Below are 17,667 nucleotides of genomic sequence, written 5' to 3'. Positions count from 1 at the left end.
AGTGGGAGTGTCTTTCATTCTGTTAAAATAAAACATTACACTTGTTTGAAAAGACGGTCACAATGAATACCACGCTCATTCACAAATACAATATCCCCGGTCCTCGTTACACAAGCTATCCTACCGTTCCCTATTGGGACGAAACCAGCTTTTCCACAACAGGCTATATTGAAACACTTAAGCGTAGTTTTGAAGAATCTAACGATAGCGAAGGGATTAGCCTTTACATTCATCTCCCCTTTTGTGAAAGCCTCTGTACTTTCTGTGCCTGTCATAAGCGTATTACTAAAAAGCATTCTGTCGAAGAGCCTTATATTGATGCCCTAATTAAAGAATGGGGAATGTACCTTAACCTCTTTGGTCGCCAACCTAAAATCAAAGAGATTCATTTAGGTGGCGGTACACCGACTTTCTTTAGCGAAGATAATCTCAAGCGTCTACTGACGACGATTTTTGAGAGTAGTGCGTTAGCCGAAAATCCTGAGTTAAGCTTTGAAGGACATCCCAATAATACACGTCGCACCCACTTACAAATGCTCTACGACTTAGGTTTTCGTCGTGTCAGCTTTGGTGTGCAGGACTATGACCCCATTGTACAAAAAGCCATTCATCGTATCCAGCCTTATGAAAACGTACAGAGTGTCACGCAAGCCGCTCGCGAGATTGGCTACACCAGTATCAGTCATGATTTAGTTTTTGGTTTGCCTTTCCAATCATGGAAATCCATGGAAAACACAATTCGTCGCACGATTGCTCAGAAACCAGACCGTCTAGCCTTCTACTCATATGCTCATGTGCCTTGGATTAAAGGCGTGGGGCAACGTGGCTTTGATGAAAACGATTTGCCCTCTGGCGAAGAAAAGCGTGCCTTATACGAAAACGGTAAGGTCTTACTGGAAGAGCTGGGTTATGTAGAAATTGGGATGGATCATTTTTCTCTTCCTAGCGATGATTTATATAAATCCATGCTCAATAAAAAAATCCACCGTAACTTTATGGGCTATACATCATCATCGACACAGCTGATGGTCGGTTTAGGGATGTCGGCTATTGGAGATTCATGGTACGGTTTTGCCCAAAATGAAAAAGAGTTAGAACAATACTATGCGCGCCTAGAAAAAGATGAGTTGCCTATTTTCCGTGGACATTTACTCAATACCGAAGACCTCATTATTCGCCGTCATATCCTCAATCTCATGTGCTTACTAGAAACTCGCTGGGATAAGCCTGAACAGCAATTTAAAGAGCTTCCTGAGGTCTTAGCACGTCTCAAAGAAATGGAAAATGATGGGCTTATTGAGATGAGTGAGCATGCGTTAAAAATCACCGATAGTGGTCGTTTATTTGCGCGTAATATCTGTATGTCGTTTGACCTCAGAATGCTCAGAAAACAACCTCAAACACGAATTTTCTCAATGACAGTCTAAACCATGCGTGATACTAAATAAGCTCGAAACAATAAAACAACTGATGCGCACTCGCTTATCCCTGAGATTAAGCCTGAGCAGAGTATCGAACTCCTGAAAGAGCTACATATTCTCACGCGTGATGGTAAGCTCAATCAAGACACACGGCGCAAACTCAAACAAGTCTATCATCTCTATCAATTTATCGAGCCTTTAATGGCCGATATTATTGAACATAAGGGCAGTCTAAATCTAGTCGATCATGGTGCGGGAAAATCTTATCTCGGCTTTATCCTCTATGATTTATATTTGAAACAATTTGATCAAGCCCATGTATATGGGATTGAAACACGTGCAGATTTAGTCAAAAAATCTCAAGACCTTGCTCACCGACTTGGTTTTAGCAAAGGGATGTCTTTTAAAGCGATGTCGGTGGAAGAATCCATTCAAACGCAAGAGCTTCCTGAGAAAATTGATATTGTAACTGCCCTGCATGCTTGCAATACAGCAACCGATGATGCCATTCGTTTTGGTTTAGCTCATAATGCTCGCTATATGGTACTCGTGCCCTGTTGCCAAGCCGAAGTGGCCTCTATTTTACGTCAAGAAAAAGGACAGACCCTCGGTAAAACTCCCTTATCCGAACTCTGGCGTCACCCTATTCATACCCGAGAATTTGGCTCACATCTTACTAATGTCCTCCGTTGCCTCCAATTAGAAGCGCGGGGTTATCAAGTCACCGTGACGGAATTAGTCGGCTGGGAACACTCGATGAAAAATGAGTTAATCATTGCGAAAAAGGTAGGTGGGTTCAAAAAAAGTGCCCGAGAACGTCAACTTGCCATTCTCGAGCAATATCATTTATCTGCCCTCAAAGAACGCTTTGCTTATTAATAATCACAACCCCAGTTATACGCAACCCAGTATAACCTTCGTTATACTGGGCAGTAATTGATAAGTATCAAGAATAATTATAGAAAACTATTCCTCAACATACCAATTATCTTCTGATAACATCACTTGTTGATGTCCATAGCCAGCCGGCATCATCGGGAAGCAGTTTTCTTGTGCTTGCACACGCACGTCTAAGAAATAAGGTCCTTCTGATGTTAAGCAGGTGACTAAGGCTTGTTCTAATTCCGAAGGATTAGCAACGGTCGCTCCCTGCCAGCCAAAGGCTTTCGCTAAAGCCACAAAATCAGGCATACATGCATTATAGCTATGGCTATAACGCTCACTATGAATCAGTTCTTGCCACTGGCGTACCATACCCATATGTTGGTTATTACATAGAATCACCTTTACGGGTACCTTATGTTGCATCGCTGTTGCCATCTCCTGAATATTCATCAAGATTGACGCATCACCAGTAATACAAACCACTAAGTCATCTGGATTGGCAATTTGAGCACCAATGGCAGCAGGCATACCATAACCCATCGTCCCCGCACCTCCTGATGTTAGCCAGCGATTAGGGCGTTTAAACTGTAAATACTGTGCTGCCCACATCTGATGTTGCCCCACATCCGTACTGACAATCGCATCTTTATCACTGATGAGACGATTGACTTCACTTAACAAATGCTGTGGCAAAATCACCTCTGATGATGGCGTAAACGATAAACATTGCTTGCTACGCCACTTCTCAATACGTTGCCACCAATCGTCCATACGTGAAGCATCTTGTGCTAATGCTTTTACCTCATTAAATAAATCCTTAAGAACCGTATAACAATCACCGACTAAGGCAACATCTGCACGTACCACTTTATCAATAGAAGCAGGATCAATATCTAAGTGAATTTTCAAAGCATGAGGGCAGAAATCCGATAAGCGCCCCGTAATACGATCATCAAAACGAGCACCAATACATACGATTAAGTCTGCATGGTGCATGGCTAAATTTGCCTCTAAGGTTCCATGCATACCCAACATACCGAGGAACTGCTTATCTGTCGAAGGGAAAGCGCCTAAGCCCATTAATGTTAAGGTACATGGTGCGCCGGTATAGCTCACTAGATTACTAAATACCTCACATGCCTCTTTGCCCGAATTAATTAAACCACCTCCGCCATAAAAAACTGGGCGTTTAGCATTCACAATTAAGGATGCCGCTCGTTTAATAGAGGCTTGTAAAATAGATGGCGATACTTGTGGAGGACTCTCCAATGGCACTACCTCACTCGCTGTTGAGGGAACAGCTGCCATTTGAATATCTTTAGGAAAGTCTAATAATACTGGCCCAGGACGACCTTGTTGCGTCAGTTGAAAGGCTTTAGATACCAAGCCCACCACATCTTCCACGCGTTTAATTTGTGCATTCCACTTAGTCACCGGACGAGAAATACCTACAGCATCACATTCTTGGAAAGCATCCGTCCCAATCGCACTGGTTGCCACTTGACCACTAATACACAAGACAGGAATAGAATCACACATCGCATCTAATAGCCCTGATGTCGTATTGGCCATACCCGGACCTGATGTCACTAAGACCACGCCTGTTTTACCGGTTGATCGTGCATACCCTTCAGCCGCATGCAAGGCAGCCTGCTCATGACGTACTAGAATATGACGAATACGTTTTTCAGAATATAAGGCATCGTAAAGCGGTAATACAGCACCACCGGGATAACCAAAAATCGTATCTACTCCTTGTTCAATCAAGGTATTCAACAAGGCTTGAGCACCATTTAACTGTGTTTCTTGCGACATAACTTATCCCTGAAAAAAATGATTTTATGAACTTGCCTTATTGTAACGTAAATACTCCCTTGCTTATCTAGCTTAGAGCGTTAAATTAGGGTATGCTATACCTTTCTTTAATCTTCAAGGATGTTCAGATGAGTGTGCATAGCGAGATTAAACGCATCACCGTTCCCCAAATTAAATCCATGAAAGGACAAGACAAAATCGTCTGCCTAACGTCCTATACAGCACCTTTTGCTCGCATTTTGGATGAGTTTGTCGATTTAATTCTGATTGGTGACTCTACGGCGATGGTAGGGTACAACATGGAAAACACCCTTGCGATTACGGTTGAACAAATGGCAGCTCATGCACAAGCGGTAGTCCGTTCAACTCAACGTGCTTGTGTAGTGGTGGATATGCCTTTTGGGAGCTACCAAGAATCCCCCGAACAAGCTTTCCGTCACGCGGCTTATATTCTCCAAAAAAGCAATGCAAGCGCCGTTAAGATGGAAGGCGGTGCTTTCCTTGCAGAGACCACACGCTTTCTAACCGAGCGCGGTATTCCTGTGATGGCGCATGTTGGTCTTATGCCCCAATACTTCAATACCATGGGCGGCTTTAAAGCCCAAGGTCTTAGCGAAGAAATGGCAGAACGCATTTACCAAGATGCCTTAGCCCAAGCACAAGCAGGAGCATTTAGTATTGTCATTGAGGGGAGTGCTGAGGCATTAGCTCGCCGCATTACAGCCAATGTCGCCATCCCCACTATCGGTATCGGTGCTTCACCACAATGCGATGGTCAGATTCTGGTCACCGAAGATATTCTTAACCTCAGCGGACCTCGTATCCCTAAATTTGCTAAGCAGTTTGCCGATGTACAAGCTACGATTCGTGATGGGGTCAAAGCCTATGCCGATGAGGTACGTGCCAATACTTTCCCTACCTTAGATAACTGTTTCGGTGTACCCAAGAAAAATGCTTAAAACTCCCAAACCTACCAACGTAAAAGGCTATCCTTGGCATAAAGTTAAACGCTCTACCTTGCATGGTACAGGCATATTTGCGGCTAAGGATATCCCTGCTGGCACCAAAATTATGGAATATGTGGGTAAGCGTATTACTGCGGATGAGGCGGACGCGATGTTTCCTGTCAATCCTGAGGATCCTTTTCACACCTTCTTCTTTTCTCTGTCTAATGGCAATATCATTGACGGTGGACAAGACGGTAATGACGCTCGCTGGATTAACCATGCTTGCGAACCTAACTGCGAAACCCAAGAAAATAACAAAGGTACTCGCGTCTTTATCTACGCCTTACGTGACATTAAGAAAGGCGAAGAATTATTTTACGATTACCACTTACAATTAGAGGGTCGTCTCACTAAAAAACGCAAGCAAGAATATCTTTGCTTATGTGGCACTCCTAGCTGTCGAGGCACGATGTTAGCACTTAAAAAATAAACCACTTAAACGAGTGCTTTTAAGCACGCCTCAAAAGAGACCGCCTGTCCATCCACACTACACGCAATCATCAAGTTGATATTTAAACCAAAGTCCTCAACAAGATACCCCTCTTGATCTATGCCATCCTGGTGAGGGACTTGATGTCGTAAATCTTGTTGTTGCTCAGTATAAATCCATACCTTTTTACCCAAGGCCTTCGCATAACCAATTTCAAAAATCGTCCCCGAATCTGGCTCATACCCTCGGAAAGGATTCACATTCGCAATCACCATATCTGCCTGTTCAATCAAGGCTATATTTGCCTGATAAATCCATCGTGCTAATGCACGTCCTGAGAGATGACTCGGTGCGGCATTATCCAAAGGGTATAATCCAATAAAACCATATTCTTCACAAAGCTGCTGCAAGGTCTTACCATGCGCTACGGCATCCTGACGAAAAACATCAAAACCTGCTAAATAAATTTTCTTTGCCGTCATTTTTACCTCTTATTGGACATCCTTCATAAACAGCCTATAGTAACTATTTTCCAATTTGTTTTCGAGTCGTTTTCGTTATAATAAGCTATTACTTCTAGGGTGTGTTTATCACTTTTCCCTACTACATTAACTTTTTTCTATGCTTCCATCTAGGAGTGTTGATATGCGTAAAACAACATTTATAACAGGTATTGTTATTGCTCTTGCTGCCATTTATCCAATTGCCAGCCATTATCATGGTAAACAAATCAAAGAGCGCTTAGACACTCAAGTGCAACAGCTCAATCAGAAACTTGCGGAATTCGGCCTCAAGGATGTCCACATCACCGCTGATCAAGGTGAGTCGGGTATTTTTTCATCACAATATATCTTTGGTCTAAAAGCGCAAAACGGCGAGCATATTGAACTCCTAAACAGTGCGATTCAGCATGGACCGTTTCCACTCGACGCACTTAAGAAAGGCCATTTCAGCCCTAGCAGTTATACCAATACCATTACCTTAATTCGCAATGAAAAAACAGCGCCTTTTTTTAAACTATTCCAAGTAGAGCAACCTTTACTCGTAGAATATACGCATGGCTATAATAAACACATCAAGGGCAATGCACAACTCGCTCCACTCTTGGCAGAAAATAAAACATCTACCAAAGAAGACCAATTTTCTATGGGCAAGGTACAGTTAGATTTTAAGACTAACCACCAATTCTCCGACTTTAGTACACAATGGACCCTAGACGGTCTGCAAATAAAAAGCACCTCTCAAAACACCCCTGCTTTCGAGTTAACCATGGGGTCTGTAAAAGCGAGTACCCAAGGCAGCGTATCCGCCCAAAATCAGTTTAACTATCAAACAACATCCGACATCAAAGACATCCGTGTAGAAGTACAAAATAATATCATCACGGTACAAGAAATAAACGGTACAGGAAACGTCGATGATGACGGTATCATGATTGGCTTGAACGAAAAGGGAAGCTATAAAAATATCCTGCTTAATGGCAACCCAATTGGCGAGATAGATATCGACATGGGTTACCAACGCCTAGACTCTGCCTCGACGAAGCAATTTCTCAGCATCGCCGGGACTATTCTTAGCGACCTCATCAAACAAGACCTTAATAAACCTGCTGATACTAAAGTAGATGTAGAAGCTATTCTTGCTCCTCATTTACCTACCCTCAAATCCCTAGGACAAGATATCTTTAAACACTCACCCGTGCTGCAGTATGGTCCTATCACCCACCGTAACCAAGGCGGAGCATTTTCGATTAAAGCGGACATGGGATTTCGTTTTCCTGACTTAGCTCAAGTACAGTCACAGGATGAGCTGGCAATACAAAGTATTGCGAAAGCAGACTTTTCGCTAAAAAGCCATCAAGATTGGTTATCGACCCTTCTCATTGATGTGATGAACTTTGCGGCAAAAGACAAAGGTCTACCTGCCCCTAGCGCCGAAGAAAAGCAAATCATGCAAAAGCTGAATGCTGATATTCAACAAGCCCTCCTACAATCAGAATTAGCCAATGCAGACCAACAGGCGGTGAGTATTACCCTAAGCGCCACCGCACCCGAGGGCAAGTCATTAAAAGACATTGAGACCATCCGCTACAACGGACAAGACTATCCTGTGATAGCGCTCGTGGGACTTTTGGATAGTCGCTTTAAACAATTTATACAACAGATGGCACTGTCTGAATCACAAATGAAAGCGACAGAGATTTTTAGTAAGTATATGGATTAATCGACACTAAATAGCCAGAGCATGTGCTCTGGCTATTAAAACACTACCACGGCTTAGCCCAAGGACTAAAGTCAAATCTTCCCTCTTTTTGCAGTAAGGTATGTGCAGAATAAGCGTCTATCGCCTCACCAGGGTTCTCCAAATAATACATCTGCTTAAAATTACAATCTTTTACCCAGTACACTCGTTTTTCTGGGTCTTCCTCTAGAATATACAACTGATCACCTATCGTACTCCCATCATCCGGTAGGCTGCTGTCTAAGAAGCAGCGAAAAGTCGGCCATCCATCGTTGTACAACTGTGGAATTTTCTCCTCTAATATCGGTAAGATAGTCTTTTTCCAACGCCTGTCAGCTAATTCTGCATAATTTTCAAAAGACAAATAAAACCGCGCCCCTCCCACCAACATTCGGGGATACCATGCGGCTACGCTAGGAGATACCCCCCATAAACCTGCCCTTTTTAACCACGACTCTCTAATACTTGGATGAAAATAATTAATACTTCCTGTGATAATTTCTTGAGCATGTGCTCTTACCCATATCACACGATCTTTAACAACCAAAAAACCTGCATGTCCCATATTACTCAAAGGGCATGCTGGATGAGGTACTGGACGAAACCAATAAAACCCCACCATATACTCAGAGGCATGCTCTTTTAACACTTGATAACTGAGTGGTTGTAGCTCCCTTAAAGGCTCAATAATCCACTCTTTCCCTCCTCCTTTTAAGAGCTGTGTATCAGAGAGTTCCCATCCTCCGTGACTCTCTATATAGGCAATCTCTTTTTCTTGAAGCTGAGAAAAATCCGTCACAATATGATCAAATTCTTCTTTAGCTTTTTCAAAAGTTAAGATCGGTCGTATCATCGTTTTTTTCGCTCCTGCTCTATGGCTTTCTCAATCTTATCAACCATCTGATTTTGCTGCTTTTCCAAATAACGCTTATACTCCGGATGAATGGACAGACCATCCCAACTTTTCCATCCTTTTCCAGTAAATTCTACCCTACATCCCTTAGAACAGTTAGCAGAGTGTATCATCGGTTGTAAATTATCAATATCATTAAGCAATGCACGTTGAACCTCTTTAGGTAATTCCTTAAAACCTTTCATTTCCTTCTCTAAATAATGCTTCGGTAAAATATGATCAACGGATACTTTCGCACTAGCAGGAATCGCCTCCAACTGATTGGTTAATGGATTTAACCAATGTGCATTCCCATCTACAAACCAAAAATCATGTAATTGTCCATACTTATTAGTGAAATCTGTCCGCTTTTTCAGTGCTGCCGCTTCTGCAATCAAGGACGTCATCTTCTCCGTGTCCTTGGCTTGCTTAGCCACTTCATACGCTTCTTTAATAGACGTATAAGTTGCCTTAGCAGTATCTCCTATTAAAGGGGCTGTCGCTAGCGTCGCAAAAAAGTAATCCCCAAAGGTTTCTGCCTCTGCAAAACCCTTAATATCACCAATAATCGGGGTAAAGTCCGCTAGCGTATTCCCTAGCCATACAGCTAGTTCATTCTGCTTTTGAATAAATTTTTCATATTCCGCTGGATTATCTCGGCGCATTTTCATCACCACTTCAGCCGCTTTAAGACTCATCCAATGATTATTCTCCACCGCCCCATCAACTGCCTGTGCTGTCTGGGGAAGATTGCTCCCACCTGCACTAGCGCCTATGCCTGCACCAGCAAGTCGTAAAATCGCTGAGAGCGATTGTTTTTCTTCGGCACTCAGCTCACTGCTCGGTTTATCATATAGGTACTGTGAAAGTACTGGCGCTAGTAACTCGGCTCCTCCTGCGGCGACTGCACTACTCACAATATCCTGTCCACCTGCTGCCGCTACCGCACCTGCCAATACCGCATGAGCAATCACGTGTGGGGCACTACCCTCCATCTTATGTGCCTTGGCATACTGTCCTATCTGATAAGCCGCTAACGGACTTAAACTTGCCGCGGCTATACCTGCGGCATGCTCGCTAGGCGATGATAAACCCGCCGACAATACGCTAAGACCTAAGCCCACGCTATCCAGCATCGCCACTTTATCCTCGTACGCCTTTTTGCTCAACTCTCCTCGCTTAAATGCTGCTTCATACTCAGCTTTACGGTGATTCAGCAGACGCCGAGCAGACGCCACATTTTGGCTAAATGCTTGACCCACTTCCACTTGTATTTGCAGCTCTTTTTCTAACTCCTGGCGGTTAAACGTATTAGCAAGTGGTGTTTGATTCAGGACTTGTACACTACTTAACGAGGTGTACACACTATCCTTCATTGCTTGGGCGGATTGTCCCGTCAACAAAGCCTGCTGTTGCTCATCAGTGATAGTGATATCTCGTGTCCCAATACCTGACTCTGTACGACGATACTGTGAATCACTATCGCTACCATAACCCACCGCACCACTGATACGATGACTAGCCTTGCCTTTATCATCCACCACCTGACCATCCCAACCGCCTTTAGCATCCGCCGATACACTCAGTCCGACTCCCTCTCCTTCATAGGAGGCAACATTCTGTAGTGCCTGCGTCTGCAAGGTAGCTGTGCTAACACTATTTCTCCCTTCTTGTTCTGCACGTATACTTGAAGTAATTATCCCGCCAATAAGCTGCGTTTTCCCCTCAACATCCACCTTAAAGCCATCATCTCCCGCAAATAATCCCGAGGGAGTTTGGACACTGGCATAATCAGCCTTTATTTTTTGGCGATGATGATTCACACTACCCGATAGACCTGTACCTACGGTTATCTGTCCACCTGTCTGACGTTGACGACCTGTATATGTAGACATTTCTTGCACACTCTGGATATGCAAATCTTGAGCATAAACATCTATCCCCTTGCCAAACACTTGTGCACCGATAAGTTCAGCCGTACCTCCCGTCTGCAAGATTGTCTGACTACCCGTATCCCCCACTCGACTCTCTCGCCAACTCAGCTCTTCACCATTGCCATAGCCATGACCTCGGTTAGCGCCAGCCGTTACACCGACACCCAATCCACTTTGTCCATAACCCATGCTCACACCCGCATTCCAACCACGGCTCTTTTGCGTCGTGTTTTCTACCTGCGATTGAGCGGCTGCCTGTAATGTGATTCCATCACGTGCTACAAGGTAAGTGCCTTGTTGTCCCACCACATCTGACCCCACAATATCAATGGTGTTACGCTCACCACCATTTGCCTGTATCCATACCTGACCACCAGCCAATACCTGGCTAGGTGCCGCTTGTGTTTGTTCCTGTTGTTGCGTTGACTGATGTTTTTGTTGTCCCATCGTGATGGAGACGCTTGCTTGGATAGCATTGGGATGTCCTCCAGCCACCCCTTTTATCAGTGACTGTGCTGCATCAACGGCTTCATAGCCTTGCCACGCAGCATTCGCAACCGCCATGGCGTTCACTCGAGCATTCTGACTCGCACCAACCTGCTTCACTGCTTGGACTGCTCCTTGTACCGCCTGTACCACAGGAACATTGAGTGCGACGCTCAAGCCACTCTGACTAAATCGCTGCTCAACTTCTTGTTTACTATGCTGCTTACTTGCCTGAATCCGTACTTGTGGTGCATAAATACTCACGTCACCTTTCGGTGCTGAGATCCGGGATGCCTCTTGGCGATACTGTTGCCCCGCTTGTAGGTGAACATCCCCCTCTAAACTTCCCACCATGCTTCCTAACACAGTTTGCGTCTGCGTACCTTGTCTCAGGGATTGCGCTTGCCGTCCGATGGTAAATCCCATACCACCCGTACCCCACACGCCACTCTTGGTATCTTTTGCATAATAAATATGCTCGTACTGCTGATTCGCTGCTTCAATGCTCAGCGTATCACCCGCCCATAACTTTGTACCTCGGTCACTGACCACTTGACTCCCGCTTACCGTTAGGTCTTCGCCACTCAGTAGCTGAACATGCTGTCCAGTGAGTTCGCTCGCTATTGCCTCTTGTGCTTGTTCACGATAATAACGCTCTCGACTTTTTGAACCTAAACCACTACGGTCTTTATGATAACGATGTTCTGCATAATCCTGCGTCTGCTCTCCTGCCTCAATCGTTAAATCCTGTTGTGCACTGACAAGTAATGTCCCCTTTTGGCTCTCTAATTGACTCCCTCTCACTGTCACTGCATTATCTGCTTGTAAGCGTAGATTTCCTTGGGCAGACAACCGACTCCCCACTTCCTGTGTTTCCCCCTCTTGGCGATAGTTACGCGCATTATTTTGTGTTCGCTCAAAAGTTTCTGTCTTCACGCCTGCGACACTTATATCACGCCCTGCCAATAAAGTCATCTCTCCTAAACTAGATAACTGTGCGCCTAAAAGCTGAATATCCCCTGATGAGGCAATCACTAACTGCCCATCTGCTTGCTTTACATATAACCCAGCTACTCGATCAAGTCCTGTCCAATTAGCGGTAAACCCATTAGCCTGATTGGTTGTGCTACGCGTTGTACTCTGGACATCAACCATTTTTCCTGCATGTAAATATATGTCGTCCTGCGCATGAACCTGTCCTCCTTGAATACGCAACCTCTCGTTTGCCGATACATTGACGGTTTCACCCTGTATCTGTCCAGTATGCGCGATATTTTCCGCTTTTAAATTGACTATTTGACGACCAGCTATCACACCTGCGTTATGCATATCCCCTTGTACATTAAGTTCTATTCTGTCTGCAGCAATCAATGCTCCTTTCGTATTTACATCACCTGAACGAGGCAATAGATATACCCGAGGAACAAGCACCTTCTCAAAGCGCCCATCAGTTAATCTCACCTGTTGCCACTCTAACCAGACAATATCACTACTTAACCTTGCCACTTGTTCTGCACTCAAGGCAATCCCTGGTCGTAAATTCATCGCCTTAGCTGCCGTAATACCGCTTTGCATTAACGCTTTAAACTGTTCTTGGTCATCGTGATACCCTTGTAAATAACGCTGACCTGTTGCCTGCATAATTTGATCACGTACCAACCGCTGCTCATAGTACGCGTCCCCTAGGCGCTTATGTTGCCAATTACCATCTCCCTGTAGGGCTTTTAACATATAGTCACTACCCAACCAACGACGGTAATCCGCAAAAGCAGGGTCAGTCTGCACCACATACTGTGGATGATGAGGTGCGATACGATAAATACTTTGTGTTGGTAAGATCACTTGAGGTAAGTCACTAATACGAACAGCACTTATATTCGCACCTTGCGTCTGTGTCTGCAAGCCTGGAGGACGAGAAGTATTGTCCATCTCTTTTGCCATGCGTCCATCATCTGCTTCTCGCTGATTCACCTGTTTTTGTGTTACATCACTAATGGCATACGGATTCGTTACCAACCCACGCTGACTCTCTACACGCGTCACAGGAATAACAATACTTTCTTGATAGTCTCGTTCATATGAACGTTTACGACTCCATTTACGCTCATGATAGCGTTTAAACCCTCCTCGCCAACGTGTCCTCGTATACTGTGACGTCCCTCTATCTTCAATATAATGTAATCCTTCTGCCTCAATATTTTGTAAATTACCCACATCTCCCGATAAGGTTTTACCGGCGATAATATGACTCTTATCATTGACGAATTTATCACCTGTTAGCTGTAAATTTCCCCCAGCTATTATCTGCCCAGGCTTCGAACTCGCCACTTGATCTTCAAACTGATACCGCTTAAATAGATAATGCGTAAAATCTTTTATCTCTACCCTAAAGCGCGCATTATATGCATCTATCTTCTCCTCCAATGCATCATATAGTGGGATATTCTGCGTTATCCACGCTTGATAGGTATCATAAATCGACTTTTCTTGTGCATACGCTGCCATCTGCTCTTGATACGTCACACAAACTGCTTGAATCGCATTAGGACTACCAGCTGCACAATACCCTGAATGATAGGGCTCTACAGGAGGTTGTGGTTCTTCTTCACTTTGCGGTTGCTGTGTAGGCTCTGCTTGCGGTGCCGTTACCCCAAAATATGCCCAGACAGGATCATCTATGTCGTAATTAAACTTCTCTACACCATCCTCACACTCATAAGCGGCTCCTCCTTGGCGATAACATAGCGTCTCATAAACACTCGGAATCGGCGTCACTCCCAATTCAATTACGCCTCCATAATCCGCCATATTTTTATTCACCAGCTTACCCGCTCGGCTAAACTTGACCCACTTTAAATCACTCATCTGGCGACGGAAAGACTCTCCCGATTTCGCCACTTCGTTATGCGTACTCGGCTGACCTATCGCCACCTTTTTTGCCAGGGCAAAATTGCTATTATCATTTTGTAAATGCGCCACCGCTAGCGACATATCACCACCAGCCTCTATCTTGCCCCCTTGATTATCCACGCGCTGAGCCTTACCTATGGCTTGATAATCCTCTGTTAATCGTCCTCCTATCACCAAGGTATCTGCACTCAGTAATAAGCTGTCTTCTTGATTAATCAAATGTCCAACACCCAAGGCTAAATGTTCTCTAGCTGCAATAACCGCCGATTTTTTATCACCATTGGCTTGTGTTTCTTCAGCATTGAGCAACTTATCTGCCTCAATAGCCACATGGTCACCATAAACACGTCCAGTACCTATATTCTGTACCTCTTTTGCTCGAATCGCTGTCAATCCATGACTATTAATTAAGCCTCGATTGCTCAGTAAACCCTCACTATGTAGCATGACCTCCTTATCACCTATAAGCTCGCCACTAGCCGTGTTCTCAATACCCTTTGCGGAAATCCTTAATGTCTCCCCCGCCTGCCAACGGTGCGCATTATGTACCTTTCCTAAACTACTAATATGTAACTGACTGCCTACAGTAATATCGCTTGCACTGATAAAATCATCACGTACCTGAATAGACAACCCTTGGCTAGACGATAATCGTCCATCGCCACTTAAAGATTTTGCATGGATAGTCACGCCTTGATTTGCATGGATGTCTCCTCCTTGATGATTAATCTGCAAACGACGTTCACTCACACTGGCTACTTTATCCGCAATCGTGATTTCCCCATCAGCAACAATCTGTCCTGCTTGATTATGCAATCGTTCCGCTAATGTCAGCTCAACATTCCCTCCCGATGCTATCCGACCTTTTTCATTATCAAGCACTGGAGCGACCACTTGCATATGCTCACCCGCGAGCAGCTCACCTTGGATATTCGCTAACTGCTCTGCAACTGATACATGTAGCCGTTGAGTACTTCCCAGCATGCCCAATGTATTATCTACACGTTGTGCCTGTACCTGTAAGTTTTTACCTGATAAAAACTTACCCGATAAATTTTCTAATGCACCTTGCACATTGATCGTCATATCTTGTTGGGCTTGTGTCTGAGCATTTTGATGTAATAATTGCTCTGCCGATATCTTCACCGCTCCTTGTGTACTCAAGCTCGCCTGCGCTAAGTTTAACTGTGCCCCCTTAAATAACACATCCCCTTGGCTTAGCCACTGACTTTGCGATAGGTCTATATTTCCTTGTGCATCTACCTGTATCCCTCGGTTAGCATACCCCTGACTCCGTGCTAAATCGACCTCATTAGCAGCGAGCGTTAGACGATGACCTGCGTACATACTCCCTTGTCTCTGTTGCAATTGTCCTGTGGTATTAATCTGCAGCGATTGTCCCGCTTGCCACACATTGCCCTCACCCAACACCTGTTGTGCGTTTATTTTTATCGCCTCTCCTGCTAATAACTTAGCACCCTCCTGTACAAGTCCACCACCAATCGTCAACTCAATCCCTGTTTGTGCGTCTATCGTACCGTGGGCATGATAGATATCTCCCTTCACATCTGCCTTAACGGTATCCGCATAGATTTTTCCACTTTGATTTTCTAACGTTCCTCCTACATGAAGATGAATATCTTGCTGTGCCTGCACGATCCCGTAACGATTAGATAACTGACCCACCTTAACCGTAATATCGTGCTGAGCGGTAATCTCACCACCCTCATTCATTAACTGGTTATGCTGGACTGTTTGAATATAACCTGCCTGTATGCTACCTTGCTGACTATTGGTTAAATCCGTAGAGGTGAGCATGATACCGTCATTTGCCAACAACTGACCTTGTTGATTTTCTATCGCCTGTTTAACCCCAATGTCCAATGTCTTTTGTGCTTGTATAACACCTTGTTGATTATTCAAATGCGTTGCACTTATCTTTACATGCTCTTGACCTTTTAAGATACCCTGTTGGTTATCTAACTGGTGTACTTGAATATTCAATCCATGTTGCGATTGAATTTCTCCTCGATTTTTAAATAACGACCCCTTTACATCTAAATCATTCGTATAAAGCTGCCCACTATTGTTTAAGGATTGACTAACCTCTAGCGTGACGGCTTGGTTACTCAATATACGCCCTGCATTTTCAAGAGCCTGAGTAATGCGTAACTTCCCCGCTGGTATTACAGTCACCTGCATATTATCCAATACTGGCGTCATCACCTCTGACTCCACCTGTGTTTGTGTCGCCTCCGTTTTAGAGCTATCTGGTAAACGTTGGTTTAAATCAGGCTTCATCTGAGGTTCTGCAATCACGCCCATTTGCCCACGATTATCCAATTTAGCTGTCGTTAAATGTAACCCTTGTTCTCCTGACTGAATAAAATTGGCTCCCTCACCTTGTCGCAACGATTCGGTTTCAATATCCATTCGCCGCGCCACTATATCACCCTTGTTATGGAATAAGGTTTTATTGCGTACAAAAAGTGTTTCTGGCGTTGTCAATACACCCTGATTATGTAACTGCTCACTCTGAATCCTTAAATCACGCTTGCTAGATATCGTCCCTTCATTCACCAAAGAGCGGACATTAAGCTGTACCTCTGCTTGGTTAGCACTAATTTGCCCCTGATGACTCAGCTGACCGTCAACGCTAATCTGTACCTGCCCAGCACTCGCTAACGCTTGTCCTGCATGGTTCACCCCAACACCCTTTTCTGTACTAATTAATTGGATTGATCCTGCATACATCCCACCAAGATTACCCGTATCAATCGCCACTTTAGGAGGAGCACCATGCTCATGTTCAACAACCACAGCGGATACACCAGACTTCGAGTCATGAGCAATATCATTACGTCCAGCAATCAGTTGTAAGTCCTGCGCCCAAATCCCTCCTTGAATCTGTGCAGCACGAGAAAGTAAACGCGTATAATCCGCACTGGATGTATCTAAACCTGCACCGGCAATCGTCAACATACCTTCGCGAACCTGATAACCTTGAAGAGTCCCTGACGCGTACTGAGGACGACCTGTCGTTAAGGTAACCCCCGCTGCATTAATAAATCTCCCTCCGTTTACCTCAATGCCTGCTGGGTTAGCAACAACGACCTCCGCTCGTCGTCCTGCCACCTCTATCGTCCCTCCTAATATTGAGGCTCTCGCACTATTAACCTGATTCACAATAATTCTAGCTTCACCTCGTGCTAACCAAGGGTTTGCCGCCACCCACCCTGCTGTCTGCGTTTGCACCGCCTGACGACTATTATTCAAAATAGCCCCCTTGGCTGTCACATCAAATTGAGAAAATTGGTTAATGGATACCCCCTCCGAACTCGGCGTTTGAATATTCACTTGTGGTACACCACTCGCCGTTCGCAATATCGTCGCTTGCTGATGTTTCGATGCTAATCCATCAGCCACAATCCCTTGCGCTAACACAGGAGAACTAATACCAAACGCACTTAATATGACATTACTCAACACCGTAAAACGCCAAAAATGACTCACTCTCATCAAAGTCACAGATGAATGACTCACCTTACCTTGAGCTTTTGCACATTCTGATACTACTGTCATGGCACCACGTTTTTTATTAAAAATAACTTTAAACAATTGACGATTCATGACTGCATTCCCCTCA

At 44.5% G+C, this 17,667-nt stretch carries 9 protein-coding genes; 5 read left to right on the top strand and 4 right to left on the bottom strand.

The genetic code is table 11. The features are described 5' to 3' along the window. Positions 1–62: 62 nt before the first annotated feature. Together hemN and HKX39_RS08460 are read left to right on the top strand one after the other, a co-directional pair. On the top strand, positions 63–1,427 hold the full coding sequence (hemN, locus tag HKX39_RS08465) for an oxygen-independent coproporphyrinogen III oxidase (protein ID WP_171680888.1): 1,365 nt from the start codon (positions 63–65) through the stop codon (positions 1,425–1,427). A 57-nt stretch (positions 1,428–1,484) separates the two neighbouring features. After that, positions 1,485–2,300: a methyltransferase gene (locus tag HKX39_RS08460; RefSeq protein WP_171680951.1), complete on the top strand. Its 816-nt coding sequence runs from the start codon at positions 1,485–1,487 to the stop codon at positions 2,298–2,300. Between the two features lie 87 nt (positions 2,301–2,387). On the opposite strand, the gene ilvB is transcribed toward HKX39_RS08460, so the two are convergent. Beyond that, entirely contained in the window at positions 2,388–4,121 is a 1,734-nt protein-coding gene (gene ilvB, locus HKX39_RS08455) for a biosynthetic-type acetolactate synthase large subunit (protein ID WP_171680887.1), read from the bottom strand. A gap of 128 nt (positions 4,122–4,249) precedes the next feature. Here ilvB and panB point away from each other — a divergent pair, with 128 nt between their 5' ends. After that, positions 4,250–5,080, top strand: a complete 831-nt coding sequence (panB, locus tag HKX39_RS08450) for a 3-methyl-2-oxobutanoate hydroxymethyltransferase (protein ID WP_171680886.1) — start codon at positions 4,250–4,252, stop codon at positions 5,078–5,080. Further along, positions 5,073–5,558, top strand: a complete 486-nt coding sequence (locus HKX39_RS08445) for an SET domain-containing protein (RefSeq protein WP_171680885.1) — start codon at positions 5,073–5,075, stop codon at positions 5,556–5,558. The genes panB and HKX39_RS08445 overlap by 8 nt, the downstream gene beginning before the upstream one ends. A gap of 5 nt (positions 5,559–5,563) precedes the next feature. Here HKX39_RS08445 and HKX39_RS08440 read toward each other — a convergent pair whose 3' ends face one another. Then, positions 5,564–6,040, bottom strand: coding sequence for a nucleoside 2-deoxyribosyltransferase (locus tag HKX39_RS08440; RefSeq protein WP_171680884.1), 477 nt, complete (start codon positions 6,038–6,040; stop codon positions 5,564–5,566). Positions 6,041–6,203: 163 nt separating this feature from the next. Between HKX39_RS08440 and HKX39_RS08435 the strand changes: the two genes are divergently transcribed. Continuing rightward, on the top strand, positions 6,204–7,781 hold the full coding sequence (locus HKX39_RS08435; protein ID WP_171680883.1) for a YdgA family protein: 1,578 nt from the start codon (positions 6,204–6,206) through the stop codon (positions 7,779–7,781). Positions 7,782–7,824: 43 nt separating this feature from the next. Here HKX39_RS08435 and HKX39_RS08430 read toward each other — a convergent pair whose 3' ends face one another. Beyond that, positions 7,825–8,652, bottom strand: coding sequence for a hypothetical protein (locus HKX39_RS08430; RefSeq protein ID WP_171680882.1), 828 nt, complete (start codon positions 8,650–8,652; stop codon positions 7,825–7,827). Further along, complete coding sequence (locus HKX39_RS08425) at positions 8,649–17,651, bottom strand: two-partner secretion domain-containing protein (protein WP_171680881.1); 9,003 nt, start codon at positions 17,649–17,651, stop codon at positions 8,649–8,651. Before HKX39_RS08425 ends, HKX39_RS08430 begins: the two co-directional genes overlap by 4 nt. Between the last annotated feature and the right edge of the window lie 16 nt (positions 17,652–17,667).

Origin of the sequence: Pelistega suis (assembly GCF_013133795.1) — a bacterium.
In the GTDB taxonomy this organism is placed as follows: Bacteria; Pseudomonadota; Gammaproteobacteria; order Burkholderiales; family Burkholderiaceae_B; genus Taylorella; species Taylorella suis.
This window is presented reverse-complemented; position numbering and strand designations above follow the sequence as displayed.